The organism is Streptomyces sp. NPDC033966 (assembly GCF_055575955.1).
Genome location: NZ_JBVIRQ010000007.1, coordinates 222,588 through 249,584 on the forward strand (window position 1 = coordinate 222,588; position 26,997 = coordinate 249,584).

Annotated in this window: 20 protein-coding genes; 3 read left to right on the plus strand and 17 right to left on the minus strand. The window is 72.6% G+C overall.

The genetic code is table 11. The features are described 5' to 3' along the window. Positions 1-22: 22 nt before the first annotated feature. The 5 genes from fabG to sbnA all read right to left on the minus strand — a co-directional run bounded on the left by fabG (position 23) and on the right by sbnA (position 4,579). Positions 23-766, minus strand: coding sequence for a 3-oxoacyl-[acyl-carrier-protein] reductase (gene fabG / locus ACZ518_RS21735; protein WP_469114642.1), 744 nt, complete (start codon positions 764-766; stop codon positions 23-25). A 93-nt stretch (positions 767-859) separates the two neighbouring features. Then, positions 860-1,954 carry a beta-ketoacyl synthase N-terminal-like domain-containing protein gene (locus ACZ518_RS21740; protein ID WP_469114643.1) on the minus strand — a complete coding sequence of 365 codons (1,095 nt, stop codon included), beginning with the start codon at positions 1,952-1,954 and terminating at the stop codon, positions 860-862. Beyond that, positions 1,951-3,219 carry a beta-ketoacyl-[acyl-carrier-protein] synthase family protein gene (locus ACZ518_RS21745; RefSeq protein ID WP_469114644.1) on the minus strand — a complete coding sequence of 423 codons (1,269 nt, stop codon included), beginning with the start codon at positions 3,217-3,219 and terminating at the stop codon, positions 1,951-1,953. Before ACZ518_RS21745 ends, ACZ518_RS21740 begins: the two co-directional genes overlap by 4 nt. Further along, positions 3,216-3,479: an acyl carrier protein gene (locus ACZ518_RS21750; protein ID WP_007267082.1), complete on the minus strand. Its 264-nt coding sequence runs from the start codon at positions 3,477-3,479 to the stop codon at positions 3,216-3,218. Before ACZ518_RS21750 ends, ACZ518_RS21745 begins: the two co-directional genes overlap by 4 nt. 65 nt (positions 3,480-3,544) lie before the next feature. Next, a complete protein-coding gene (gene sbnA / locus ACZ518_RS21755) occupies positions 3,545-4,579 on the minus strand; it encodes a 2,3-diaminopropionate biosynthesis protein SbnA (protein ID WP_469114645.1) in 1,035 nt (344 codons plus the stop codon). A gap of 176 nt (positions 4,580-4,755) precedes the next feature. On the opposite strand from sbnA, the gene ACZ518_RS21760 reads away from it, so the two are divergent. The 3 genes from ACZ518_RS21760 (at position 4,756) to ACZ518_RS21770 (ending at position 8,556) form a co-directional block, all read left to right on the plus strand. Beyond that, entirely contained in the window at positions 4,756-6,354 is a 1,599-nt protein-coding gene (locus tag ACZ518_RS21760; RefSeq protein WP_469114646.1) for a tryptophan halogenase family protein, read from the plus strand. Positions 6,355-6,617: 263 nt separating this feature from the next. Beyond that, positions 6,618-7,256 (plus strand): flavin reductase family protein, encoded by a 639-nt coding sequence (locus ACZ518_RS21765; protein ID WP_469114647.1) that lies wholly within the window; start codon positions 6,618-6,620, stop codon positions 7,254-7,256. Next, positions 7,243-8,556: a cation:proton antiporter gene (locus tag ACZ518_RS21770; RefSeq protein ID WP_469114648.1), complete on the plus strand. Its 1,314-nt coding sequence runs from the start codon at positions 7,243-7,245 to the stop codon at positions 8,554-8,556. Before ACZ518_RS21765 ends, ACZ518_RS21770 begins: the two co-directional genes overlap by 14 nt. 103 nt (positions 8,557-8,659) lie before the next feature. Here ACZ518_RS21770 and trpD read toward each other — a convergent pair whose 3' ends face one another. From trpD to ACZ518_RS21830, 12 genes are all read right to left on the minus strand, one after another. Next, positions 8,660-9,757 carry an anthranilate phosphoribosyltransferase gene (gene trpD, locus ACZ518_RS21775; protein WP_469114649.1) on the minus strand — a complete coding sequence of 366 codons (1,098 nt, stop codon included), beginning with the start codon at positions 9,755-9,757 and terminating at the stop codon, positions 8,660-8,662. Positions 9,758-9,794: 37 nt separating this feature from the next. Further along, a complete protein-coding gene (locus ACZ518_RS21780) occupies positions 9,795-9,998 on the minus strand; it encodes a hypothetical protein (protein WP_469114650.1) in 204 nt (67 codons plus the stop codon). Positions 9,999-10,263: 265 nt separating this feature from the next. Then, entirely contained in the window at positions 10,264-11,592 is a 1,329-nt protein-coding gene (locus ACZ518_RS21785) for a class II 3-deoxy-7-phosphoheptulonate synthase (protein WP_469114651.1), read from the minus strand. A 26-nt stretch (positions 11,593-11,618) separates the two neighbouring features. After that, positions 11,619-12,215: an anthranilate synthase component II gene (locus tag ACZ518_RS21790; RefSeq protein ID WP_469114652.1), complete on the minus strand. Its 597-nt coding sequence runs from the start codon at positions 12,213-12,215 to the stop codon at positions 11,619-11,621. Further along, positions 12,212-13,750 carry an anthranilate synthase component I family protein gene (locus ACZ518_RS21795; protein WP_469114653.1) on the minus strand — a complete coding sequence of 513 codons (1,539 nt, stop codon included), beginning with the start codon at positions 13,748-13,750 and terminating at the stop codon, positions 12,212-12,214. The genes ACZ518_RS21790 and ACZ518_RS21795 overlap by 4 nt, the downstream gene beginning before the upstream one ends. A gap of 92 nt (positions 13,751-13,842) precedes the next feature. Beyond that, complete coding sequence (gene sbnB, locus ACZ518_RS21800; protein ID WP_469114654.1) at positions 13,843-14,877, minus strand: 2,3-diaminopropionate biosynthesis protein SbnB; 1,035 nt, start codon at positions 14,875-14,877, stop codon at positions 13,843-13,845. A gap of 66 nt (positions 14,878-14,943) precedes the next feature. Then, positions 14,944-17,907: an AfsR/SARP family transcriptional regulator gene (locus ACZ518_RS21805; RefSeq protein WP_469114655.1), complete on the minus strand. Its 2,964-nt coding sequence runs from the start codon at positions 17,905-17,907 to the stop codon at positions 14,944-14,946. Positions 17,908-18,433: 526 nt separating this feature from the next. Next, positions 18,434-18,778: a hypothetical protein gene (locus tag ACZ518_RS21810; protein WP_469114656.1), complete on the minus strand. Its 345-nt coding sequence runs from the start codon at positions 18,776-18,778 to the stop codon at positions 18,434-18,436. Beyond that, positions 18,775-20,010 carry a TIGR02679 family protein gene (locus ACZ518_RS21815; protein ID WP_469114657.1) on the minus strand — a complete coding sequence of 412 codons (1,236 nt, stop codon included), beginning with the start codon at positions 20,008-20,010 and terminating at the stop codon, positions 18,775-18,777. The genes ACZ518_RS21810 and ACZ518_RS21815 overlap by 4 nt, the downstream gene beginning before the upstream one ends. Continuing rightward, positions 20,007-24,116 (minus strand): TIGR02680 family protein, encoded by a 4,110-nt coding sequence (locus ACZ518_RS21820; RefSeq protein WP_469114658.1) that lies wholly within the window; start codon positions 24,114-24,116, stop codon positions 20,007-20,009. Before ACZ518_RS21820 ends, ACZ518_RS21815 begins: the two co-directional genes overlap by 4 nt. Next, the gene (locus ACZ518_RS21825) at positions 24,113-25,360 is read right to left on the minus strand and encodes a TIGR02678 family protein (protein ID WP_469114789.1); all 1,248 of its coding nucleotides are present in this window, start codon (positions 25,358-25,360) and stop codon (positions 24,113-24,115) included. The genes ACZ518_RS21820 and ACZ518_RS21825 overlap by 4 nt, the downstream gene beginning before the upstream one ends. Beyond that, positions 25,360-26,916 (minus strand): TIGR02677 family protein, encoded by a 1,557-nt coding sequence (locus ACZ518_RS21830; protein ID WP_469114790.1) that lies wholly within the window; start codon positions 26,914-26,916, stop codon positions 25,360-25,362. The genes ACZ518_RS21825 and ACZ518_RS21830 overlap by 1 nt, the downstream gene beginning before the upstream one ends. Between the last annotated feature and the right edge of the window lie 81 nt (positions 26,917-26,997).

Sequence of the window (26,997 nt, forward strand, 5' to 3'; positions counted from 1 at the left end):
CTGGTCCCGGTGGTCGGGCGGGTCAGACGACCAGACCGCCGTCGATGTGGAAGACCTGTCCGGTGATGTAGGAGGCGCGGTCGGAGGCGAGGAAGGACACCAGTTCGGCGACCTCGTGCGCCTCTCCGAAGCGGCGCAGCGGGATGCGGTCCGCCATCTCCTTGGCGTGCTTCTCGGACAGGCCGCCGACCATGTCGGTGGCGATGAAGCCGGGGGCCACGGCGTTGGCGCGCAGGCCGCTGCGGCCGGACTCCTTGGCGAGGGCCTTGGTGAAGCCGATGATCCCGGCCTTGGTGGCGGAGTAGTTGCTCTGGGTGGCGTTGCCGGCGGCGGCGACCGAGGAGAGGGTGATGATGGTGCCGCGGCGGCGCTTCATCATCGGGAAGGCCACTGCCTTGGCGAAGTTGAAGGTGCCGTCGAGGTTGGTGCGGACCACCGCGTCCCAGTCCTCGTCCTTCATCATGGCGAGGTGGCCGTCGCGGACGATGCCGGCGGCGGTGACCAGTACCTCCACCGGGCCCAGCTCCGCCTCGGCCTCCGCGGTGAAGGCCCGGACCTGTTCGCGGTCCGTGACGTCCACCCGGCGGGCCAGCACCCGCGCCCCCAGCGCCTCGGCGGACTTCGCGGCGAGCCGGGCGGCCTCCTCGTTGGACTGGTAGCAGAAGGCCACGTCGTGGCCGTCCCGCGCCAGGATCTCCACCACGGCCCGGCCGATGCCGCGGGAGCCGCCGGTGACGAGGGCTACCGGCCTCGGTGTCTCGGACATGGATAGGTGCCTCTCTCTCGGGACGCGGGTGTGCGTGTGGGGCGGGGGTGCGGGGGGGCGCGTCGGCGTGCGCCCCCGTCCGGACCGGCCGGGTCAGCCGAGCCGCAGCAGGGTGGCTCCGACGGTGCCGTCCCGGTCGATGGCAGTGACCAGGGCGAGCCGGTCGACCAGGGCGGGCCGGGCGCCGGCGTGGGCGAGGACGGCGGCCAGCTGGAAGGCGGCCGAGGCGGCGGTGGCGTCGCCCACGAGGGGGCGTACGGCGATCCGCTCGCCCGCGACGGTCTCCAGCGCGGACTCCTCCTGCTTGCCGAGCAGCCCGGCCGGGGTGCCCGGGGCGACCAGGGCGACGTCCTCGGGGGCGGCGCCCGCGTCGGCGAGCACCTCCTCGACGCAGCGGGCCAGTGCGGTGCCGGCCCGCCCGCTCTCGGGGAAGGCCCGGAAGCGGGAGCCGAGCACGGTGGCGAGGACCTGGCGGCCCCCGTCGCGGGCGGCGGTCCCGCTCTCCAGCAGGAACAGCGCGGCGCCCTCGCCGAGCGGGTCGGCCTCGGCCCCGCCGTGATCGGCGACCCGCTCCAGGCGGGCCCGCTGGACGGAGTACTCCTCGGCGGCGCCGGCCAGCAGCGCGTTGGCGTGGCCGCCGCGCAGCAGCCGGGAGGCGTAGTTCAGGGCGAGCAGGCCGGTGGCCGAGCCGCCGGAGACCGTGACGTTGGGGCCCTTGAGGGTGTGCCGGATGGCGCTCTGTCCGGTCGGGCAGTTCATCACGGTGTTCGGGAACCGGGCCGGGTCGACGAGGTAGGGCTTCTCCCCCGTCAGGGCGTCCTTGGTGAAGTCCATGATGGACTGGACGCTGCCGGAGGTGCCGAGCACCAGCCCGGTCTTCTCCGGGTCGGCGGCGAGACCCCGGCCGAAGTCCTCCAGGAGCTCGCCGACGGTGACGACGGCGATGCCGGTGGCCCGGTCCATGGAGCGGGTGCCCTTGCGGCCGAGCACCTCCTTGATGTCGAAGCCGGGGATCAGGCCCGCTTCCTCGTACGGGACGGGCCACTTCCCGGTGTCGACGGGGGCGGTGGCCGCCGTCCGTGCGAGGAGTCCCTCGGCGAAGGCCCGCCGGCCCAGTCCGTACGGGGAGCTGACCGCCCAGCCCGATATGACGAGCTGCCGCTCGCGGGGTTCCGCTGCCGTGCTCATGCGACGGCGCTCCTCTCGTCTTCCCAGTGGCCGAGGACCAGCACGGCGTTGTTGCCGCCGAAGGCGAGTCCGTTGTTCTGCACGACCTTGAGGTCGGCCTCGACCGCCTCGTTCGGTACGCAGTCCACCCCGCATTCGGGGTCGGTGGTGCGGTGGTTGACGGTCGGCGGGATGAATCCCTCGCGCAGGGCGAGGGCGCAGGCCGCGGAGGCCAGGGCGCTGGCGGCGCCCATGGTGTGGCCGATCATCGACTTGATGGAGACGGTGCGGGGCAGGTCCTCGCCGAACACCTGGCGGATCGCGCCGACCTCGGTGACGTCGTTGGCCTTGGTGCCCGTGCCGTGCGCGGAGATGAAGTCCACGTCGGCGGGGGTGATGCCGGCGTTGGCGTGCGCGGCGGTGATGCAGCGGGCGATCGAGTCCCGGTCGGGGGCGACCGGGTGGCTGGCGTCGCAGGACAGCCCGTACCCGAGGACCTCGGCGTAGATCCGGGCGCCGCGGGCCAGGGCGGATTCCAGGGACTCCATCAGCAGGATGCCGGCGCCCTCGCCGGTGAGGATGCCCTGCCGGTCGGCGTCGAAGGGCCGGCACACGTCGGGGGCGATGGTGCCGAGCCGGTAGAAGCCGGTGAAGGTCTTGCGGCACAGGGCGTCGGCCCCGCCGCACAGGGCCATCTCCACGTCGCCGGAGCTGATGGCGTCGTAGCCGTAGCCGACGGCGTAGTTGCCGGCGGCGCAGGCGGTCGGGACGGTGACCGTCTCGACGTCCTCCAGGCCCAGTTCGCGGACGATGCCGGCGGAGAGCCGGCCCGGCCAGACGCGCCGGGCGACCACCGGGTCGAGGGTGTCCTCGCCCTGGGCGACCTGGAGCCCGGTGAGATGGTCCAGGTCGCGGGACTCGCCGTCGGTGGTGCCGACCGAGACCAGGGAGCGCCTGGCCCGGACGTCCGCCTCGGTGAGTCCGCCGTCGGCCACCGCCATGCGGGCCCCGGCGACCGCGAACTGTGCGGCCCGGCCGAGCTCGTCGGCCGGCAGCTCGCGCAGCCAGGCCTCCGGCTCGAAGTCGGTGATCTCGCAGGCGTTGGAATGGGCGAAGCCGGTGGTGTCGAACGCGCTGATGGGCTTGGCCCCGCTGCGTCCGCCCCGCAGGCCTTCGGCGAAGGCGTCGACGCCCGTGCCGATGCTCGTCACGACACCGAGACCCGTGATCACCACCCGGTGCCGGGCAGCGGGTCGCTGCCCCGTCGCGGCCGTCTCGGAGGTCACTTGCCCTCGGCCTCCGCGATCACGGCGTACACGCCGACCAGGTTGACCATGCGGCTGAGCTCGGCCTGCTCCAGCGTGATGCCGAAGACCCGCTCCAACGAGGCGAGGATCTCGATGGTGCGCAGGGAGTCGGCGTCGTGCTCCTCCTTGAAGAGGCTGGTCTCGGTCACCTCGTCGAGGTCGAGCTCCAGGATGTCGCAGACGATCTCCTTGATCTGCTCCTTGCGCTCGGCGTCGAGGGTGGCGATCTGGGTGGTCATCCGAATTCCTCCGTTGGGTGGGGGTTCGTGCGGGGGGGGCGATGGTTCGATGGTGGGAGCGGCCGCTATCCGTGGCCTATATCCACCAGGTGCGGGGTGACCGCGGGCTGCGGGTCCTTCCACAGGTGCGAGACCTCGCCGAACTGGCGGCGCACCCAGGCGTCGTCGTAGATCGTCTCCAGGTAGCGGTCACCGCCGTCGGGCAGGACGAGCACCACGTTGGAGCCCGGGATGATGTCCGGGGCGATCCGCTCCAGGGCGGCGACCACGGCCCCCGAGGAGCCGCCGGCGAGCACCGCCTCCTGGCGCACCAGCCGGCGGCAGCCCACGACGCAGTCGAGGTCGCCGACGTGGATGACCCGGTCGGCGTCCGAGGGGCGCAGCAGCCGGGGCACGACCGAGGCGCCGTGCCCCGGGATCAGCCGGCTGACGCGCTCGGGCGGGGCGAACAGCACGCTGCCGATGGCGTCGACCGCGTTGACGGTGGTGTTCATGCCGTGCCGGCGGATGTACTCGGCGCAGCCGCCCAGGGTTCCGCTGGTGCCCGCGGCCACGACGAGCTGGTCGACGCGGCCGTCGAGGGCCTCGGCGATCTCGCGCATCGTGTTCTGGTGGGCGACCGGGTTGAGCGGGTTGGAGTACTGGTCGGGCCAGTAGGCGTCGGGGGTCTCGGCGACGAGGTCGGCGACCCGTCGCAGCCGGGCGGGCAGCAGCTCGCCGGTGACCGGGTCGGGGTCGACGACGATCTCGACCTCGGCCCCGTAGGCCCGCAGGATCGCCACGTTCTGCCGGGTCGTGCGGGCGTCGACGACGCAGATGAGGCGCAGGCCGAAATAGCCGCAGATCTGGGCGAGCCCGATCGCGAGGTTGCCCGAACTCGACTCGATCACCGTGGATTTGCCCGGGACGAGTTCCCCGGACCTGATACGCGCCAGCACCATGGAGAGTGCCGAGCGGTCTTTGATACTTCCTCCGGGATTGAACCGCTCCACCTTCGCGAACACCCGCGAGCCGAGGCCCGGCAGCAAACGCTCCAGTTCGATGAGCGGCGTTCCTCCCACGGTAGAGAGGATTCCCTTCGTCCCTTCGTCGTACGGCATCTGATGCAGCCATCCTCTGCTGGGAGTTGCGGGGTGCGGATACAACGGGACCGAGATTCGGCCAATCCGCTATACCGACGCCATACGGCTGGTTATAGGTGGCGCATAGTCGACGGTCCGAATCTCTTCCCATCGCACAACGGAACTCCCCAGCAGACGGAAGAGAGAGTCCCCACATGACCGGCACCGACTCGCGCATTCAGAAAGTCGTCATCCTGGGCGGCGGCACCGCCGGCTGGATGACCGCCGCATATCTCGGGAAGGCCCTCCAGGGCACCGTGGACATCACGGTCCTGGAGGCGCCGGCGATTCCGCGGATCGGTGTCGGCGAGGCCACCGTCCCGAACCTCCACAAGGTCCTCTTCGACTACCTCGGCATCGCCGAGGAGGAGTGGATGCGGGAATGCAACGCCAGCTTCAAGATGGCGGTGCGCTTCGTGAACTGGAGAACCGGCGGCCAGGGCCAGCCCGACGCGCGTGAGCTGGAGAACGGCGGCCCGGACCACTTCTACCACCCGTTCGGCATCCTGCCCGACAGCGACAACGTCCCGATGTCGCACTACTGGGCCAAGCGGAAGCTGGAGGGCCAGACCGAGGAGCCGTTCGACTACGCGTGCTTCCGCGAGCCCCCGGTGATGGACGCGAAGAAGTCCCCGAAGTGGCTCGACGGCACCCCGTCCACCCGCTACGCCTGGCACTTCGACGCCGCCCTCGTCGCCGACTTCCTGCGCCGCTTCGCCACCGGGAAGCAGGGCGTCAACCACGTCCAGGACGAGATGACGCACGCGGAGAAGGACGAGCGCGGCTTCATCAAGGCCCTGCACACCAAGGCCGGCCGGGTGCTGGACGCCGACCTGTTCGTGGACTGCTCGGGATTCCGCGGGCTGCTCATCAACCAGGCCCTGGAAGAGCCGTTCATCGACATGAGCGACCACCTGCTGTGCGACAGCGCCGTCGCCACCGCGGTGCCGCACGACGACGAGGCGAACGGCATCGAGCCGTACACCTCCGCCATCGCGATGTCCTCCGGCTGGACCTGGAAGATCCCGATGCTGGGCCGTTTCGGCTCCGGCTACGTCTACTCCAGCAAGTTCACCACGAAGGAGGAGGCGACCAGGGAATTCAGCGCCCTGTGGGGCCTGGACCCGGAGACGACGAAGTTCAACCACGTGAAGTTCCGGGTCGGCCGCAACCGCCGCGCCTGGGTGAACAACGTGGTGAGCATCGGCCTCTCCTCCGCCTTCCTGGAGCCGCTGGAATCGACCGGCATCTACTTCATCACCGCGGCCATCTACCAGCTCGCCAAGCACTTCCCGGACCGCAACTTCAACCCGGAGCTGACGAACAGCTTCAACCACGAGATCGAGGTGATGTTCGACGACACCCGCGACTTCATCCAGGCGCACTTCTACTACGCGCCGCGCAACGACACGCCTTTCTGGCGGGCCAACAAGGAGCTGACCCTCCCGGAGAACATCCAGGAGAAGATCTCCGCCTACAAGGCCGGCCTGGCCATCAATTCGCCGATCGCGGACGAGTCCACGTACTACGGCAACTTCGAGGCCGAATTCCGCAACTTCTGGACGAACGGCAGCTACTACTGCATTTTCGCCGGCCTCGGCCTGGAGCCGGACGCCCCGCTGCCGATCCTCGCGCACAAGCCCGACTCCGTGGCCGGCGCCGAGGCGCTGTTCGGCAAGGTCAAGCAGGAGCAGGACCACCTCCTCGACACCCTCCCCAGCACGTACGACTACCTGCGCAAGCTGCACGGCTAGTACGCGTCGCCCCCCTTCCGGTGCACAGGCCCGGAGCCGGCCCCTCCCTCCGGCTTCCGGGCCCGCACCGCACCCCAGGGCCTGTCCGGCGGATCAGGGCCGGGGCCGCGGCGCCTGGCACGGCACCTCGCCGCGTTGCCGAAACGCCCCAATAGCTCCGCTATCGAGACGCTCCGGCGCCTTGCGATGCACCGCACCAGACACCCCGGCCTGTCCGACCCTGATCCACCGGACAGGCCCTAACCCCAGGAGAGTCCCCACTCATGACAGCCACCTCGCAGCCGTCCCCCTCCGCCCGCGCCGGCCTTGACGACGGCGCGGCCGAAGCCGACATCAGGCCCCTGATGTCGGCCTTCCCCTCCGGCGTCTCGGTGATCACCACGATCGGCACGGACTCCGAGCCGCGCGGCATGACGTGCAGCTCCCTCGCCAGCGTCGCCCTCTCCCCGCCCACGGTGGTGCTGTGCCTGCGCACCGCGAGCCCGACCGTCCAGGCCGTCCTGGAGACCGGGAACGTGGCGGTCAACCTGCTCCACGAGAACGCCCGTCCCGTCTCCGACCTGTTCGCCTCGGGCGCCGCCGACCGCTTCGAGCACGTCGAGTGGCGGCTGCCGCTGGGCGCCGGCGGCCCGCACCTGGCGGAGGCCTCGCACGCGGTGGCCGACGGGGAGGTCACCCAGGCCGTCGAGTTCGGCGACCACACCGCCGTGTTCGTCCGCATCACCCGGGTCTCGCTGCGCGAGGACGAGCAGCCCCTGCTGTACGGCAAGCGCCGCTACGCCCGCTGGACCGACGCCACGGCCGTCCCCGGCCCGCCCGCGGCGGCCCCTCCCCTGCCGGCGATACCCGCCCCGCTCGCCGTCCCCTCGGACCGGGAAGGAGCGGCCCGTGTCCGCCCGTGACCCGCTGCCCGACCTGCTGATCGCCATCCCCGCCGTCATCATCGCGTGCAAGGCCGGCGCCGTGCTCTTCCGCCGGCTCGGTCAGCCGCCAGTGGTCGGCGAGATCGCCGTCGGCATCCTGCTCGGCCCCTCGCTGCTCGGCTGGCTCTGGCCCGACGCCCAGACATGGCTGTTCCCCGGGACGGTCCTGCCGTTCACCGGGGCGTTCGGAAACATCGGTCTGCTGGCGTTCATGTTCCTGGTGGGCCTGGAACTCAACCTCTCGGCCCTGCGCGGGCACAGCCGCACGGCCATCGGAGTCAGTCAGGCGAGCATCGCGCTCCCGCTGGTGCTCGGCTCGGGCCTCGCCCTGCTGATGTACGACACGATGGCCCCGAAGGGCGTCACCAAGCTCGCGTTCGTCCTGTTCATCGCCGTGTCCATGAGCATCACGGCCTTCCCGGTGCTCGCCCGGATCCTGACCGACCGCGGGCTCTACACCACCCGGATCGGCGCCCTGGCCATGGCCTGCGCGGCGGTGGACGACGTGACCGCCTGGTGCCTGCTGGCCGCCGTCGTCGCCGTCAGCACCAGCAGCTCCCCCGTCGAGGCGGCCACGACCGCGGCGCTCGCGGCCCTGTTCCTGGCGTTCATGATCTACGCGATCCGGCCGCTGCTCGCCAAGTGGGCCGTACGGGCCGCCCGCACGGTGGACTCCGTCGTCCTGGTGGTGCTCTTCAGCGGGCTGTGCCTTTCCGCCTTCACCACCGACAAGATCGGCGTGCACGCCCTGTTCGGCGCCTTCGTCTTCGGGGTGATCACCCCGCGCGGCTCCCGGGTGATCGAGCTGTGCGCGGCCCGGCTCCGGGCCTTCACCATCCCCATCCTGCTGCCCCTGTTCTTCGTCAACACCGGCCTGAAGACCGACGTGGGGCTGATCGCCTCCGATCCGATGATGTGGATGTGGGCCGCGGCCGTCATGGCAGTCGCCTTCCTCGGCAAGTGGGGCGGCAGCACCGCGGCGGCCCGGGCCACCGGCCAGTCCTGGCGGGACGCCATGTCGATCGGGGCCCTGATGAACTGCCGCGGTCTGACCGAGCTGGTGGTGCTGAACCTGGGGCTGGAGCTGGGGGTGATCGGGCCCGAGCTGTTCACGATGCTGGTCCTGATGGCGCTGCTCACCACCGCGGTCACCTCGCCGGCCCTGTCCTGGATCCGCAGGGGCGTACCCCCGGGCGAGGAGGCCGACGGCGTGGCCGAGGGGCCGCTGGTCCACGAGCCGGTGCGGCTACCGGCGAAGGCGGCCGCCCTGTCCCCATGACTCCGGGCCCCTGACCGCCGCCGGTGCGGCCGCGCCGTCCCCCCTCCCGGGGACCGGCCCGGCCGCACCGCGGCGCGTCCGCGTTCCGTACGGTGCCTGCCGCTCACCGCCCGGCGGCGGCGAGCGGAGCTCCGGCGTGTCCGGACGCCGCCCGCGCCCAGCGCTCCAGGACCGCCTCCGCGGCCCCCGAGTCCAGGGAGGCCGCCGCCGCGGCGACCCCCTCGCGCAGCCGCTCGGTGACCGTGCGGCCCCGGGACGGCTGGGCGGCGGCCAGCGCCGCGGCGGCCGAGAGCAGCACCGCGTCGCGCACCGGGCCGCGCTCCCCGCCGGCGAACAGCCGCCGGGCCACCTCCGCGTTGTGCGCCGCGTCCCCGCCGCGCAGCGCGTCCACCGGGGCGGGCGCGATGCCCGCGTCGCGGGGGTCGAAGGATTCCTCCCGGACCCTTCCCCCCTCGACGCTGAGCACGGTCGAGGTGGTGGTGACGCTGAGCTCGTCGAGACCGTCGTCCCCGCGGAACACCAGGGCGCTGCCGCCCCGGCGGGCCAGCACCCCGGCGATCAGCGGGAGCAGCCGGGGGTCCGCCACGCCGACCGCCTGGGCGGTCGGACGCGCCGGGTTGGTCAGCGGCCCGAGCGCGTTGAAGACGGTCGGGATCCCCAGCTGCTTGCGGACCGCGGCGGCGTGCCGCATGGACGGGTGGAAGTCCGGGGCGAAGCAGAAGGTGATCCCCGCCTCCTCCACGAGCGCGGCCACCCGCGCCGGCTCCAGGCGCAGCCGCACGCCCAGGGCCTCCAGCACGTCCGCGGAGCCCGAGGCCGAACTCGACGCCCGGTTGCCGTGCTTGACGACCCGGGCGCCCGCGCCGGCCGCGACGATCGCGGACATGGTCGAGATGTTGACGGTACGGGCCCCGTCGCCGCCCGTGCCGACCACGTCGACCGTGGCGCCGGGGACGTCGAGGGGAACCGCGTGGTGCAGCATGGCCCGTACCAGGCCCTCCAGTTCACCGACCGTCTCCCCCTTGCCGCGCAGGGCGACCAGGAAGCCGGCGAGCTGGGCGTCGGTGGTCTCGCCGCTCATCACCCGGTCCATGGCCCAGGCCGTGTCGGCGGCGGCCAGGTCACGGCCGGCGAGCAGGGTCTCCAGCAGGGCGGGCCAGCTGCGCGCTTCGCGGCCGGGTTCTGGTCTGGCGGTGGTCACTTGGTACTCCCTCGGTGGCTGTTGGGGGTGGGGCGGCTCAGCCCCACTCGCCGATGTCCTTGGAGGCGGTCGGCGACGGCGTCGGGCCGGTGCCCGGGGCCTGCGGGGTGGTGCTGTCCGCGGTCACGCTGCTCGTGCCGGCCGGGCCCTCGTTGGCGATCTGCACTCCGCCGGCGACGGCCACCGCCGCGATGATCGCGATGGTGATGCGCTTGACCTGGGTGCGCCACGTGTTCTGCATCTCGGTTCTTCTCCCCCGTTGAGTTCCGCTTGAGCTTCGCTTTGTTCCGGTGAGAAGAACACTAGGAAGGAGCGGCTTCGAGCTGATATCGCTCCGTCTTCGGGGGATGCGCCATTTCGATAAGGACGATATACGCGCAGGTCAGGAGGGGCCCTCAGGGCGATGACAAAGTCCGGGGACCCCTCTTGACCACCACTCGCGGGCCGCTTGAGGCGTCATCGGGGCACCCTCGTGGGCGACCCGCGATAACGCCGATAACCGGAATTCAGCGTTCCCGGTACATCTCGGCTACCAGGAATGCGAGATCCAGCGACTGGGTGCGGTTCAGGCGCGGGTCGCAGGTGGACTCGTAGCGCTCGCTCAGTCCGTCCAGGCTCACTTCCTCACCGCCGCCCACGCATTCCGTGACGTCGCCCCCGGTGAATTCCAGGTGCACGCCCCCGGGATGCGTCCCGAGTTCGCGGTGGACCTCGAAGAAGCCCTTCACCTCGTCGACGATGTCGTCGAAGCGGCGGGTCTTGAGGCCCGACGGCGCCTCGAAGGTGTTGCCGTGCATGGGATCGCTCACCCAGGCCACCGGCGCGCCCTCCGCGGCCGTCTTCTCCACCAGCTCGGGCAGCCGGTCGCGGACCTGCCCGGCGCCCATCCGGACGACGAACGTGAGCCGGCCGGGCTCGCGTTCGGGGTCGAGCCGGTCGATGAGCCGCAGCACGGTGTCCGAGTCGGTGGCGGGCCCGAGTTTGACCGCGACCGGGTTGGCGATCTGCGAGAAGAACTCCACGTGGGCGCCGTCCAGGTCCCGGGTGCGCTCCCCGATCCAGAGCATGTGCCCGCTGGTCGCGTAGCGCCGGCCGGTCGCAGGGTCCTCGCGGACCAGCGGTTCCTCGTACTCCAGGAGCAGGCCCTCGTGGCTGACGTAGAACTCCACGGCGTGCTGGATGCGTTCGTCGGCCCCGCAGGCGCGCATGAAGTTGAGGGCCTGGTCGATCTGGGTGGCGAGCGCCGCGTAGCGCTCGCCGACGGGCGAGCGGGCCACGAAGTCCTGGTTCCAGGCGTGCGCCTGGCGCAGGTCGGCGTAGCCGCCGGTGGTGAAGGCCCGTACGAGGTTCAGCGTGCCGGAGGCGGCCTGGTGCATCCGCAGCAGCCGGTCCGGGTCGGGGGTGCGCTCGGCCGCCTCGAAGGGGAAGCCGTTGACGGCGTCGCCCCGGTAGGCCGGCAGGGTCAGCCCGCCGCGGGTCTCGGTGGGCTTGGAGCGGGGCTTGGCGTACTGGCCCGCCATCCGGCCGATCTTGACGACCGGGACGGAGGCGGCGTACTGGAGGACGAGCGCCATCTGCAGCAGGGTCTGCACCTTGCGGCGCACCGAGTCCTCGCGGACGTCCGCGAAGGTCTCGGCGCAGTCCCCGCCCTGGAGCAGGAAGGCCTCGCCGCGGGCGACGGCGCCGAGCCGGTACTTGAGCTGCTCGCACTCGGCGGCGACCACGAGCGGGACGGTGTCGCGCAGTCGCGCCCTTACCTCCTCCAGGGCGGCGGCGTCGGGCCATTCGGGCTGTTGTGCTGCGGGCCGGGCCCGCCAGGAATCCACGTGCTCCACGAGTTCGCTCCTTCGATGCTCCTCCGTCACCCGGCGAGGGTGCCGGCCGGCCGGGTCCGTGCGGTGGTGAGGAAGTTCCGCAGCAGCGGCATGCCGCCGACGGTGGTGATGGACTCGGGATGGAACTGCACCCCTTCGACCGCGAGGGTGCGGTGGCGCAGGCCCATCACGTAGCCGTCGTCGACGGCGTGCGCGGTGGCGAGCAGCTCCTGCGGCAGGGGTTCGGCGACGATGAGGGAGTGGTAGCGGGTCGCGGTCATGGTCTCGCCGAGCCCGGCGAAGACCCCGGCCCCGTCGTGGGCGACCTCGCTGGTCTTGCCGTGCTTGAGCCGGTCGGCGACCTGTACGCGGCCCCCGTAGGCCAGGCCGATGGCCTGGTGGCCGAGGCAGATGCCCAGCAGGGGGACCCGTCCGGCGAACCGGTGCACCAGCTCGACGTGGCCCGACTCGGCGGGGTGACCCGGTCCGGGGCCCAGGACCACGGCGTCCGGCAGCCGCGCGGCGAGCTCGTCGGGGCTCTCGGTACGGGAGCGGACGACCTCGGTGTCGGCGCCGAGGGTGCGCAGGTACTGGTCGATGATGTGGGTGAAGCTGTCGTAGGCGTCGACGAGCAGGACCTTCACGGGAGCAGCTCCTCACCGGTGAGCGCCCAGTAGGCCGCTCCCATCTTGTGCAGGGTCTCGCGCCACTCCGCGGCGGGCGAGGAGTCGGCGACGATGCCGGCGCAGCTCTGGGTGGAGTAGGCCGTGCCGTCGTGGGTGACGGTGCGGATGCACAGGGCCAGGCGGGACCAGCCGCGCAGGTCGACCAGGCCGACGGCACCGGCGTACATGTCGCGGGGTTCGCTCTCCAGTTCGGAGATGATCTCCATGGCGCGGATCTTGGGGGCGCCGGTGACCGTCCCGGCGGGGAAGGTCGCGGCCAGCGAGGACCAGGTGTCCTCGCCGGGGGCGAGGCTGCCCTCGACGGTGGAGACCAGGTGGAAGACGTGGCTGAAGGTCTCGACCGTCATCAGCTGGGGGGCGTCGAGGGTGGTGGGCAGGCAGACCCGGCCGATGTCGTTGCGGCACAGGTCGACCAGCATCACGTGCTCGGCCTGCTCCTTCTCGCTGGCGAGCAGGGCCTCGACGCGCGGCCCGTCCACGGCGGGGTCGCCGCTGCGGGGGGTGGTGCCGGCGATGGGGCGCATCACGATGCGGTCGCCCTCGGTGCGGAAGAGCACCTCGGGGCTGGCGCCGATCAGCGTGGACCCGTCGCGCGGGACGAGGTACATGTACGGGGACGGGTTGCGTCCGCGCAGCCGCCGGTAGACGTCGAGCGGGGTGAGGTCGGTGTCGACCTCGATGCGGTGGCCGATCTGGATCTGGTAGATGTCGCCGACGCCGATGTGCCGCAGGCAGCGCTCGACGTTGGCGCGGAATGCCTCCTCGTCGGTGCTGTCGCGGACGGCGCGCGGGGCGGGGGCGGCCGGGAGACGGCCGGCGGGCTCGGTCATCCCGGCGGTGAGCCGCTCGACGATGCCGGCCAGGTCGGTACGGGCGGCGGGCCCCCCGTCGGGGCCGAAGGCCTCGCTGCGGGCCGCCAGCCGGACGGCCGTGCCGGCGTCCAGGTCGTACCAGACGGTGTCCTGGAACAGGGTCAGGACCAGGTCGGGGGCCCCCTCGTCCGCGTGCTCCCGGACGGGCAGCTCCTCCATGTACCAGGCGGCGCCGTAGCCGATGGCGGCGAGGAAGCCGAAGGCGTAGTCGGGGCGGCTGCTGTCGACGTCGAAGCGGGCCTGGACGGCCCTCAGCACATCCCAGACCTGCCCGGGGCGTTCGAAGATCCGGTCGCCCCCGGGGCCGGCGGCCAGCCCCAGCCCGTCGGCGACCCGGGACAGCTCGGCCAGTACGGGCGCCACGCCCGCGGCGGAGATCCGCCCGGCGCGGATGCGCAGCTCGGCGAGGCGGCCGAAGCCGACGACGGCGGAGTTCCCGTCGAACTCGGGGCTCTCCAGGGACTCCAGGAGGAAGACGTCCTCCCCGAACCGCGCCCGCAGGGCCTCGTACAGCTCGATCGGGGGGTGCGGGTCGAGGACGGTCTCCTCGATCCGGACGGGGAGGGGGCGCCGGGCGTGTGCGGCCGGCGCCCGAGTGGCGGTGTCGAGCAGTGTGGTCACTGAATCACTTTCCTCGGATGGCTCGGGGCCGTTCGGAGCGGCCGGTCCGCGCCGGGCGGACGGCGCGTGAGGGGTGTGCGGCGGGGCGGATCTCAGCCGTAGCGGCGCATTTCGTGGAAGAAGTCCTCGACGACCGCGAGGTCGCCCCGTTCGCGCAGGGTGTCGTAGACGTGCCGGCCGACCGCGAGGTCGAGGACGCCCAGGCCGAAGGGTGAGAAGAAGACGGGCTTGTCCTCGGGCACGGACAGCTGCCCGGAGAGCACGTCGTACAGCGTCCCGTCGACGAAGTCGCGGCTGCCGGTGAGCTGTTCGGCCAGGTGGGGGGAGGTGTCGGCCTTCAGGCAGTGCTCGACGTCGTCGACGACGTTGAAGCCGGAGAGGATCACCTCGGGCGACAGGTCGCGCAGCGAGACGTGCAGGACCAGCGGGTTGTGGCCGAACCAGTCCGGCTCGGTGACGTGCGGGGTGCCGGCGACGGTCGCGAAGACGACCAGGTCGCTGCCGCGGATCAGCTTCTCGGCGCTGTCGTGGACGGTGACCGGGCCCTGCTCCCCGGAGCGGGTGAGGTAGTCGGCGAAGCCGCCGGCGTGTTCGGCGGAGAGGTCGTGCACGCCGATCTCGTCGAACTCCCAGCCGGTGCCCGCCAGGTACTGGTGGATGAAGCGGGCGATCAGGCCGACGCCGAAGAAGCCGATCCGGCGCGGCCGGCGCCCCGCCGGGCTGAGCCGGTCCGCCGCCAGCGCGGCGGAGGCGGCGGTGCGGGCCGCGCTGATGATCGAGGATTCCAGGCAGGCGAGCGGATATCCGGTCCCGGGGTCATTGAGGATCAGCACGGCGGAGGCGCGCGGAATTCCGGCCGCCACATTTTCGGGGAAGCTGGAAATCCACTTCACCCCGTCGACCGGGGCCGCACCCCCGATCGACGCCGGCAGCGCGATGATCCGCGAGGTCGGCCGGTCGGGAAAGCGCAGGAAATAGGACGGTGGATTGACCGTCCCGCCCTCGCCGTGCACCCGATAGGCGGATTCGATCAATCCGACCACCTCGGGCGCACGGCCGTCCAGGACTTCGTGAACCTGGGCGCCGGGGATCACGGCGAAAGAGGGCGCGCCGGTCGTACGTGACATCGCAGACTCCACAGCTTGGCAGTTTTCTCGTCTGCGATGACGCTAGGGAGCCGCTTTATCGCCGGGTTATTGACCGGTTACGCCCTCCTGAGACACCTCCCGTAGCCGGTCCAGCGCGGCGGCCGCCTTCCCCTCCCAGGGCGGGGACCCGATGCGCTGGAAGATGGCGAGCGACTCGATGAGGTGCGCCCGGCCCGCGTCGCCGTCCCCTCTCTCGCCGTACGCACGCCCCAGCGCGAGCCTGATCTGGCCTTCGATCATCGGGCTCCGGGTCCGCCGGGCCGCGTCCAGGGCCTCCAGGAAGGTCCGCTCCGCCGCCTCGGAGGCACCGGCCTGGAGCCGGGTCTCCGCCAGCCCCAGGAGAGCGTGCGCGAGGCCGAGCAGGTCGGACCTCCCGTTCACGATCTCGACGACCCGGGCGAATTCCCCCTCGGCCTCCTCCAGCTGCCCCAGTGCCAGGTGCGCGCTGGCGAGACGGTGCGTGGCCAGCGCGAGGCCGTGCTGGTCACCCTTGCTGCTCTCGCACACGCGCAGCGCCTCCCGACTGAGCTCGACAGCGGCCTCCGGCCGCCCCTGGTCGAGGGCGAACTGGGCCATGTTCTGGAGCGCGTACGCCTCGGAGTACCGGTCGCCCGCCTCCCGGAACACGGGCAGTGCCTCCCGCAGCCGCTCCATGCCCTGCTCCAGCTCACCCCTGATCCGGTCGATGAACGCGAGGCCGCTCAGCACCAGCGCCCGCCCGAGCGAGTCCCCGGCCTCCGTGTAGAGCGCGAGGGCGGTCTCCTGCCGCGCGATCGACTCGGCCAGCCTGCGCAGCCGCAGCTCGACCAGGCCGAGCTTGCGCTCCATGGCCGCCTGTCCGCGCAGGTTGCCCGCACCGCGCGCCGCGTCGAGGGCGAGTTCGCTGCAACGACGCCAGTCCTCCAGGTAATTGCGCGCCTCGAAGAGCACTTCCATGGCCGATACCAGACCCCAGGCCAGCTCGTCCATGCCCAGCTCGGCCGCCTGCGCCACGACGGCGACCAGCGAGAGCCGTTCGGCCTCGAACCACTCCAGCGGGGCCACCAGCAGCTCTTCCAGCAGCACGGTGTCGATCTCCCGACGCGGTGCGCCGCAGTCCGCGATGCCCCCGCTGCCCCTTTCCCGCTGGTGCCCCTGCTCGGCGATGGTCAGACACGTCCGGAACACCCGCTCGCAGGCCGCGTGCCGCTCCTCCTCGCTCTCCTCCTCCCGGGCCAGCTCCTCCGCGTACAGCCGCATCAGGTTCTGGAAGCGGTAGCGCAGCTGGCCGGTGGCGTCGACGCCGACGACCTCCAGGAACTGCGCGTCCACCAGGTGCTCTATCAGCCGCTCCGCGTCCATGACGTCCCCGTCCAGCAGCGCGGCACCCACCCACGTGGTGAAGTCGGGTACGCCGAGCAGCCCGAGGAGCCGGTAGAGCCGGGCCGCGTCCTTGTGCAGGTAGCGGTAGCTCAGCTCGAAGCTGGCCCGGACCTGGGACTCGCCCTGGCTGAGCTCGTCCAGCCGGCGCCGCCCGTCGCTGAGCCGGGTCACCAGGTGGCGCACCGTCCAGTGCGGCTTCGACGCCAGCCGGGCCGCCGCGATGCGCAGCGCCAGCGGCAGCCGGTCGCACAGCTCGGCCAGGCGGGCCGAGTCCTCGGGAGCGGCCTGTATCCGGGCCTCCCCGACGATCCGCCCGAGCAGCTCGACCGCGTCCGCCCCGGGCAGCACGCCGAGGTGTACCCGGCCCCGCTGCGGCCAGGTCACCAGCTGCTCCAGCTGCTCGCGGCTGGTGACGAGCACGGTACAGCCGCCGCTGCCCGGCAGCAGGGGCCGGATCTGCGCGAAGGTGCGTACGTTGTCCAGCACGATCAGCACCCTGCGCTCCGCGAGCACGCTGCGGTACAGCGCGATGCGGTCCTCCAGGCCGTTGGGCACGTCGTCGCTGTCCACGCCGAGCGAGCGCAGGAAGCGGCTGAGTATGTCCCCGGCGGTGGTCGGGGCGTGGTGCTCGTCATAGCCGCGGAGGTCGGCGAAGAGCCGCCCGTCCGGGTACTGTTCGGTAACACGGTGCGCCCAGCGGACCGCGAGACCGGTCTTGCCCACCCCCGCGACGCCGGTGATCAGCCCGACGGTGGATGCCCGGCCGCCCTCCCCCTGACCGTCCACCAGGGTGTCGAGCGCGGTGAATTCCTCGCCTCGGCCCGCGAACCCGGGTACGTCGGGCGGCAGTTCCGAGGGCACGACGCGCCCGCGCGGCTCCAAGGCCTCCGCCGCCGCGTCGACCGGGGCACTCGGGGCCTCGTACGCGAGGGACGGGTCGTCCCGCAGGATCGCGTCGTGCAGCTCCTGGAGTTCGGGGCCCGGGTCCATGCCGAGCTCGTCGATGAACTGGCGCCGCGCCTCCCGGAAGCTCTCCATCGCCTCGGCCCGCCGCCCCGAGCGGTACTGGGCCAGGATCAGGTGGTACCGGGTGCGCTCGCGGAGCGGGTGTTCCCTTACGGAGGCGGCCAGTTCGGGCAGCAGCAGCTGGTGCCGGCCCAGCTCCAGCTGCACGCTCGTCATCGCCTCGTAGGCGTTGATGCGGACTTCTTCCCAGCGGGCCGCCTCGTCCTCGACGAGCTGCCCGGTGACCCCGGCGAGCGCCGGCCCGCGCCAGAGCGCGAGCGCCTCGGCGTAACAGCGCGCCGCGTCCGCGGGGCGGTGCGTACGAACGGCCTCCTCCGCCTCGGTGACGAGCCCGCTGAAGGTGACGGTGTCGAGCACGTGCCCGTCGGGGCGCAGCAGGTAGCCGGGGTGGGCGGTGGCGATGACCTCCTCGGCCACTCCCTCGCTCTTGATGGCCTTGCGCAGGGCCGCGATCACGATCGCGACCTGGGTGCGCGCGGTGGCTGGCGGGCGACCGTTCCAGACCACGTCCACGAGGGTGTCAACCGGAACGATTCGCCCCGGACTCAGGAGCAGAAGGGCCAGAATCGTACGTTGCCGGGCACCCCCGACCTGAACCGCCCGTTCCCCTGCGGTCACCATGAGTGGTCCGAGAATTCCGAATCTGAGTGGCTCGCCCAACTGTGTCTCCCCCCGTTGCCACCGGGCCCGGCAGCGGGCTCACCCTACCTGTCTGCCGCTGACAGAAAAGGGTCGCGGCACAAGCTGTGCGGCTGCCGGGACACCATGACCGAAAGCTGATCGATCACCTCACGATTGGCCGGAATCGATCGGAACACTACCGTCGCGCGAGCGGATGCCACGAGGTCTACATCCGGCCAAAGCCAGGGAACGGGAGGGTCCTGTTCACGCCTCCGCACGGCCACCCCGGCGCCACCCCCCAGCCCCCTCCGAGCTGGCCTGGATCCACGCCGCCACGACGGGACCGCCCCCGATCCCGTCAAGCTCGAAGTGGCGCTCTTCGTACCCATCCAAGCGCCGGTACCGCGCACCGGCGACACCCGCGCCCCCGGATTTCACGCGGCCGACACACCCCACCGGCCTCCCACCGCCCGGTACCGGCCACCCGAGCCCGCCGCCCCCTCCGCCACGAACCCGATCCGGCCGCTCACCAGTCCGAGGAGCCCCCGAAGGCCCACCGGGTTGACGGCACCCCCGGCCGCGGACCCGCCATCAGAGCCCCGCCCGGCGCAGGTTCACCGGCCGGCGTAGAGCGCTGGTCGGCGAGCTGAGCACGCCGACGGGCGATGCCCTGCTCGATCGGCTGCCGTTCCGAAGGGCTGAGGGCAGCGGGCTGCCGGGCCACGGCCGAGGCGACCACGTGCTTGCGCCAGACGTCCAGGGCTATGGCCTTCGCCTCGCCGATGCCATGGACGTTCACGTGGCGGCCGCTGCGCAGGACGAGCACCGCTCCGGTTCGAGTCGTGGAACCGAACGTGTCGGGCCGACTCACCCTGCGAGGTCCGCCAGCAACACGTCCAGTACCGCCTCCTCCTCGACGCGCAGGGCGTGCTCGGCAAGAGCGTGTGCCAGGTCCGGGTCCCATGGCGACAGCGCCGGTTTCCCCTCCAACGACCGCAGATCAGGTCCAGCAGTTGCTACCGCCGCACGGTAATCGGCGGCCGTGTAGCGCCAGGGCCGCCAGGGCACGTGCCCCGACAGCGTCGTGGCGATGCGCAGTCCGCCCCAGTCGAAGTCGCCGTGGTAGCGGAAAGCGGCACCGAGCTCATGCAGACGGGCGAGAAGGGTCAGCGCGGCAGCGGACGGCTGGCCCTGGATGCAGACCAGCGGTCGGGCGTACGGTCCGTGGTGGTCGGCCGCGGCCGAGAGGACCGCGGGATTCTCACAGATGTGGACCACGGGCGGCGCCGTCCGCAACGGACGGCGGGCGAGCTGCCGGAGGGTGAGTACGCACGGCTCGCCCGCGTCGGCCATCCAGTCCAGGGGCGCGGTCCCGCGGAGGTTGAGGGTGAGCACCGTGGAGGACACGTCGTCCCGGAGCAGGCCGACCGAAGCCCATGCGGCCCGCCGCCAGGCCGCTCCCGCTCCCTCGGAGTGGCCGGTGAGAGCGCGGCCGCCGGAGAGGACGAGGGTGGCCACCGGTGTGCCGTCGTCGAGTGCGTGGGCACTGCCCAGAATGCCCGCGGCGAACACTGCAAGCGACCGCGCTGGTTCGACGGGCAGTTCCCGCAGCACACGGGCGGTCTGCTCCAACAGCGGACGGGCGGCGGCGGGAGTACCGGCGAGACGGCGCACGAGCCCGTCGTCACGCACGCGCACGACCCAAGCGGCGTACGCGGGACGGTCGGCGGCCAGCGCAGCGAGAGGTTCGTACGCCGCCCTCCACGCCTGTTCCTCGCTCCGGCGGACCTCGTGGAGAGGAACGAGCGGACCGGTGAGCACCGTCAGCGCCGCCTCCAGGCCTTCGGGGCTGATGCCCGATCTGACCAGCACGGCGTCCACGGCATCGAGCCGGACCGTCAGCGCCCTGCCGGGACCGGGTGCCCGGCCCAGCAAGCGCTCGGCCGCTGCCCGCTGGGCCGGGCTCGCCGCTGCCAGCGAGACCGCCCCGGTGAGTGGCTGCCCGCGTTCCAGCCGCCGGCGTGCCCGCTCCACCAGCCAGGCCAGGTCGGCGCCGCCGAGCAACCGGCGCAGGCGCGCTTCGTCCACCGGTGGACCGCTCACGCCCACAGGGGCTCCGGATCCGCCGGACGTACCGGGTCCTCGCGGCGGGTGCGGGCCGTACCGTCCCACTCCCATCGGGTGACCAGGACGGCGGGCACCTCGTCGACGCGGGCGAGCTGGGCGATGGCGATGCCCGGCACCTGCGGATAGCAGGCCCATTCCCGTTCGCTGGTCATGACCACGTCCAGATCGAAGGCGTGCAGGAGTCCGAGGCACTTGGCACGCGAGTCGTCGTCCACACCGGCGAACGCCTCGTCCAGGGTCACCAGACGTGGAGCGTACGGGCTGCCCGCACTCGCGTAGTGCGAGGAGGCGGCCGCGAACAGGGGAACGGACACGGCCAGGACGCGTTCACCTCCGGAGGCGGGTCCCGTGGCGGCTACCCAGCGGCCGTGCTGCTGGCGCTCGACGGCGAACTCGTGCCAGGAACGGTAGTCGAGGGCGGCGGTCAGGTGCTCCAGCCAGCTGCCCGCCGCGTCCTCGGTCTGCTGGCGGGCGATCTGCGTCTGCAGGAACTCACCGACCGCGGCCCGGTCCTCCGCTGTCCAGGCATCGGCGGTCTGGAGCAGGCGGCCACGGGCCTGGGCCAGGCCGGCCGGGGCCTTGCGGGAAGGCCGCCACACCAGGCGCAGCCTCATACCGGTGGAAGTGGGCCTGCCGTCCAGCTCCGCGTTCATGGCGAGCACCTGCCGCTCGGCGGCCGCGATCAGCTCCTGGAGGGTGCCGGCCACCTCGGTGACGAGGTGGGTTTCGAGGATCTCGCGCTCGTGTGCGGAGAGGATGCGGGTGAGTTCGCCGACCTCGACGGCCAGTGCCTCTGCGAGTTCGGGTACGGCTCGTTCACGCCCCTGGTAGACGATGTCGACGATCATCCCGTCCTCGACCATGCGGGCCGAGGCGGTGTTGCCGTGCCGCGAGAGGGCGTCCTGGAGGGTCTTGAACTCCTCGCTCAGCCGCCGCTGGACACGTTCCCATGCGCCGTCCGAGTCGTCGGTCGCCGACAGCTCCGATTCGATGGCACGGGCCAGGGCGATGGCCGGGGTCGGCACCCACGGGCCGTCGTCCGCGGCCGGCACGGCGAGATCGGGAAGTGCGACGGCGATCAGTCCGGTGGCGGTGAAGCGCTGGAGCGCGGCGATGGCCTCGGAGCGCGCCGCGGCGGCTTCGGTGACGGCCTTCTCCAGCTGAGCGATCGCGCCCTCCGCCCGGCTGGCCCGCCGGTCCGCCTCCGTGTGCTGCTCCTGGGCGCGCCGCCGGTCGGCCACGCAGCCGCGCAGGGCTTCCGCGGTCTCCGCGAGCAGCCGCTCCAGCTCCGCCACGGCGGCCCCGACGGTCGAACGCAGCGTGGTCAGCCGCTCGTCCGAGGCCGCCACCTCACGGGCGGCCTCCTCCGCCCGCGCCGCGAGTTCAGCAGTCCGCTCCCCTGCCCGGACCGCCTCTTCGCGTTCGTCGTCCACCTGCCGGGAAGCCTCGCTCCGCTCACGGAGTGCGGGCCAGAGTCCGGCCAGGACGACGTCGAGTTCGGCGAGGGCCTGCCGTACGGCGGCCAGCGCCGGCCGGTCCGGGGGCAGCCCCAGATCGGCTGCGGTCTCCCGCAGCCCGGCGGTGGCTGATTCGGCCCGCTCGGCTGCGGCCGTGGCCTCGGCGGCCCGCTCGTCGCGCCGGTTCCGGGCCCGGCGCACGGTGTCGGCAGCAGCCGCGGTGTCGGCGTGCGCCCGGATCAGGGGGGCTTCGTCGGGCACGGCGGCCAGCTCGCTGTCGAGCGTACGCCGACGCGTCGCCAGAGCCCGCGCCTGCGCGTCGGCTTCGGCGGACGCCTGCCCCAGCAGCGCGAGTTCCGCCCGCAGGGCGGTGATCCGGACCCGCCTCGCGGCTTCCCGGGCGCCCTCTCCGATGTACTCGGCGGCGGGTTTGGCCCAGCGGCCGGTGAGGACTCCGACGCGGTGGCGTCCGTCCGGCGCGACCCACGTCCCGGCCGCCTCCGCGGAGGTGTCGCCGAGGCCGATCGCCTCCAGCAGCCGGGTCACCGCCTCCACGCCGACCTGTGCGGCACGGGCGTCGCCGTGGTCGACGGCCGGGCGCAGTACGCCGGCGAGCGACTCCCCCGCCACCGGTCCGGTGCTCGGGGCGAGGAGCACGTCGTGACCGTCTGCGGCGAGGGCCGCTCCGTCGGGGCGCACCCACGCGTCCAGCAGCCCGGCCCCCTCCAGGGCTGCCTCCAGCCCGGCACGGTCCTGTTCCGTGACCTCGTCCCGGAAGTCGATCAGCCTCCACAGTGGTGCACCGAGCGCCTGGTCCCGCAGGCCGGGGGTCCGGGTGTAGGGGGCCTGCGGCCCGCGCCGACCACCGCACTCCAGCCCGGCGAGTTCCTGTTCCGCGTCGCGGGTCCGGGCGGCCAGGCCGGCCCGGTGCTGCGCTGCCTGCGCGGCGTGATCGGCGAGCAACGCGGCGGTGGCGCTGTGCGCCTCCGCCGCGCGGAGGCGTGCCGGGTACGGGCCGTCCTGGTGACGGGTCCACTCCTGGAGCTCGTCCAGGAGTCCGGACGCGTCGGCGTACGCCAGTTCCCCGCACCGGGCCGCGTGCTCGCGTACGGCGTCGACCAGAGACCGTCCGGCAGCCCGCTCCGTATCCTCGGCCGCGTCCAGCGCCTCGGCGGCACGCGCCAGCTCGGTCTCCGTCTCGTCGAGCCGGAGTACGGCAGTCCGGCGCCCGGCCGCTGCCTCGTCGGCCTGGTCGGCGAGCGCCTCGACATGCGTAAGGGTGCGGCGTCTGCGGTCGGTCGCTTCGGCTACTGCGGCCCGCAGGTCGCCGGCCGCCTGCCCTTCGTCCCCGGGGAGGCCCATCCCGGCTGCCGCCGCCACTTCCCCGGCACGGAGCAGCGTGTCCCCGGCCAGCTCCTCGGCGGACCTGAGCCGGTTCTCCGCGGCGCCGAGGCGGCCGAGCGCCTTGGTGTGCTGCAGGGACGCCTTCTCCCGGTCGTCGTGCGCGCGGTTGAAGTCGTCCTCTGCTCGCTCCAACGCCTTTGCGGTCCGTTCCAGTTCGCGGGCGCTGCGCATCTCCGGTCCTTCGCGCAGGGCCGCGTCGGCCGCCTCCAGCCGCGCCCGGGTCCCGGTCAGTGCGGCGACGCGCTCCTCCGCCGCCGTCCGGTCCTCCTCCGCCGCGGTCTTCTCGGCCTGCGCCTCGGCGAGATCGCGCAGCAGCTGTTCGTACTTCGAGTGCTCACTGCGCGGGAGGCGGGCGCGACGACGGGAGGCGGCGCGGGCGTAGCGCCGGTAGTGGTCCAGGAACGTGGAGGCGGCCTTCTCGGCGGCCCCCGCCGCCAGCAGCTCCTCCTTCTCCTCGTCCAGGGAGCGGAAGGCCTCGGCCACGTCCGCGACGACGGCCTGGTCCATCGGCGGGAGGGCCTCGGTGAGGGCACGGGAGAGGGCGACCTCGTTGGGACGCTTGGACAACTGCGGCTGGCGCAGTTGGATGAGCAGGTCCACGAGGGCCGCGTAGCGCTGTTCCCCGAGGCCGAACAGGGCTTCGTCGACGGCCCGGCGGTAGGCCTTGGCCTGGTCGTAGACCATCCCCCGTCCGTCGATGGCTTCGATGAGCCGGTCCCGTGACAGGACGGTGCCGGTGGCGTCGAGCAGGCTCAGCGCCCCGTCCGCGCGCGCTCCGGCGGGACCGTGGTCGATCCGCTGGCCGGTCACCGCCCACCAGTGCCGGGCGATGCCGCGTCCGGTGACGGCCTTGAGCCCGCACAGGAGGGTACGGAACTGCTCCTCGCCGCTCACCTCGTCCCGGCGGCCGAACTCCACCCAGGTGTAGCCGAGGCGTTCGGAGTGCGGGTGCTCGCCGCCGAGCAGGAGGTTCCACTCCATCCGCTTGCCGGCGTCGCCGTCCGGTTCGACCCGGCGGGCGCCGAGGTCCCCGTCGAGCAGGAAGGGCAGGGTCAGGGCCAGCACCTTGGACTTGCCGGTTCCGTTGTTCCCCCGGAGCAGCAGCCGGCCGTCGCGGAAGTGGAACTCCTCCACGTCGTAGTGGAAGAGGTCGACGAGACCGATCCGCAGCGGCTGCCAGCGGGGGCGCGCCGGGGTGGGGAGCGCGGGACGGGGGGTCAAGGCAGGTACGCCTTTCGCTGCGTCGGCACCTGCGCGGTGCCGGTTGTACGGGGTTCGAGTACGACGGTCTCGCCGACCGCGTAGCGGGCGAGCGCCGGGCGGGGCACGACCCCGTCGGCCGTGCGGGCGACCAGGCCGAGGGCGGCCAGCCGGGCGACGGCCTGCGCGGCCAGGTCACTCTCGGCCCCGGGTTCCTGCGCCGACTTGGACCAGAATCCGCTGTGCTCGGAGGCCAGTTCGGCGACGCGGCGCTCCAGGTCGGCCATGGGTACAACGAGGCCTCCGACCGCCGTGAGGTACTCGGCGAGCAGGAGGGTGACGTGGCCCCGGGTGCCTGATTCGGGCATGCGGACGTCGGTGAGGTCGTCCTCGGGGTCGACCATGGCGATGCCTTCGGCGCGCACTTCGGCGACCAGCCCGGTCAGTTCGTTGATGCGGGCGGTGAGGAAGCCGCGCTGGCGCGTGAGGTAGCCGAGTTCGGCGTCGGTCAGCTCGTCGTAGTAGAGGACGGGGTCGTCGAGCAGCCTCCGGGTCAGCGAGCGGCGCATGGCACGGAAGCGCAGCTCGTCGCTGTCGAGGGCGGTCTCGGCGGCGAGCTCGGCGATCCGGTCCTCCAGCGTTTCGGCCCGGACGGTGGAGGGGCCCCGGCGGGTGGCGAGCAGCCCCGCGAGCACCCGCCGTTCGACGTCGTACAGGACGTCGCCTGCTCCGCTGACGTACGCGTCCTCGTCGCCGGCGACGCGCCGCAGGACTCCGAGGTGGAGCAGGAGCCGTACGACGGCGGCCAGGTCGAGCCGCTCGTCACGGCGGTCCAGGGTGAACTGGATGCCCGCCGCGGCCAGGTGGGGGTCCTTGGCGTCCAGCACGATCTGGCCGGCCAGCCGGCCCAGCGCAATCTGCGCCTCGCCGCGTTCGAGGGCGGCCAGGGCGAGGCAGAGCAGGACGTACCGACGGCGGCTGAAGGGGACTGCGTTGCGGGTGACCTCGCGCGCCGGGTGCGTGGTATCGCCCGGCACGCCGGGGATCTTGCCCAGCCGGGCGGTCTCGGCGTCGACCTGGAGGGACCAGCCGGTGTTCCGGTCGAACCACTCGCGCAGCTCGGAGGCGTGTCGCCGGACGAGGCGGAACTCGTCGGCGTACGCGCCGTGGGCGAGCAGCAGCGGCTGCTTCAGCAGGGCACGGGCGGCCTTGCGCCGCTCGGCGGCGTGCTGCCCTTCGAGTACTTCGGCGAGCGGTGTCGTCATCACGCCCCGCCCCTTCCTTCGGTGAGGTCGACGATCTCGATGGTGTGGTCCGGGCCCCGGAAGTTCCCGTCCGGGGTGCGGACCTCGGCCGTCGACCCGTCGGTCGGTGCGGTCAGCCGGATCTCCATGGAGCCGTCGCCACTGGTGGCGGCCGTGTGCGTCATCCCGGGCCGCCAGGTGGCCAGTGCGTCGCCGAGAAGCTGGAGGAAGAGCCGGAAGCTGAGGGGATCCAGCTCGCCGAGTCCGGACAGCCTGGTGATGCCGTGGGTCACGAGCCGGGCCCGGGCGGCGGCCGTCTCGGCGGCCTGCTTGGCGGCCGTCTCGGCGAGCAGCCGGCGCGCCTGCTGCCGGTCCTCGACTTTGCGGGGTCTGCCGCGCCGCTCGTAGCTTCCCGTACGGCGCAGCTGCGGGCTGATCCGCAGCGGCGCGGCATCGGCCCACGCGGTTCCAGCGGGCTCGGGGCGGGCCTTGCGGGCGGCCAGTGTCTCCGCGTCCACGGTGAGGTGCCGGGCAGGGTACAGGCCGAAGGCGGTGCGCCACAGTCGGTGCCGGGCGTCGTCGTCGGGCGCTTCGGCGAACCAGCGCGCGAGGGTACGGAAGTCCGCGGAGCGGTCCGAACGCCCTGCCCGACGCTCGTTCAGCGACCGTACGACGGCCAGCAGCTGCGGGATCGCTCCCAGTGCCCGGCCGCGCAGCAGCCGGGCCTGCGACTCCCGGCCGTCCCTGCTGAGGAACCACGCCGCGAGGCCCGCCCATCTTCCGGCCCACCGCTCGTACGCGGCCTGCCCCGCGTGCGCCGCCTCCTGCGGGGTGGCGTCCACCGCCTCACGGGCGGCTGCGGCACGCAACAACCGCTCGATGCTCCCGCCCTCCTCCAGCTCCAGGATCAGCCGGGCGATGCGGCCGCCGAGGGTGATCAGGTCCTGGATGAACCGCTCCAGGTACTGGATGAGCTGGTCCTTGTAGGCGAGGAAGACCTCCTCCCCCACGTCGTGGAGGTCGATGGTCCGCTGGAGGGAGCCCATGAAGGCCCGCGCGTTGTCGGCGAGCGCGCCGAAGCGACTCGCGAGCCCGTCGAGCGCGAGATGCGTCTTGGCCGGATCCGGTTCGTCCTCGGCGGCGAGCACGAGAAGGGCCCGCAGCTGGGTGACGATGTCGTGCAGCGCGACGGCCTGGAGCGCGCCCCGCCGCCCGAGCGCCTCGTCGTAGGCGGACAGGGCCTCCTCCGCCGCCTCGCCCTCCCGCGTGAGCTGGTAGATGAAGCGCTTCCGGTAGAAGTCCTCGACGGCGGTGACCCGCCCGGTGTCCGGATCGGCCCGCAGGTTCCCCCACGCGACCAGCTTGTCCAGCGCGCCGACGACACCTTCCAACTCCCCGGGCCGCACGCCGCCGGGCAACGCCGCGTACACGTCCTCGGGCCGCAGATGCACCGCGAACCGCTCCTTGGCAACGAGGAAGGCCCGCATCACCGAGCGGTAGAGCAGCACGTTGGGTGCGGTGAGATGCGCGAAGGGCCCGTACCCGTCGTGCGGGCCTTGCACCTGCGGAGAGGTCATGTCCATTGGCCGACATCCTCCTGGAGCCCCGTCCATGATCGGCAGGGACTTCGACAGTTGGCCGAATCACATCGATTCTGA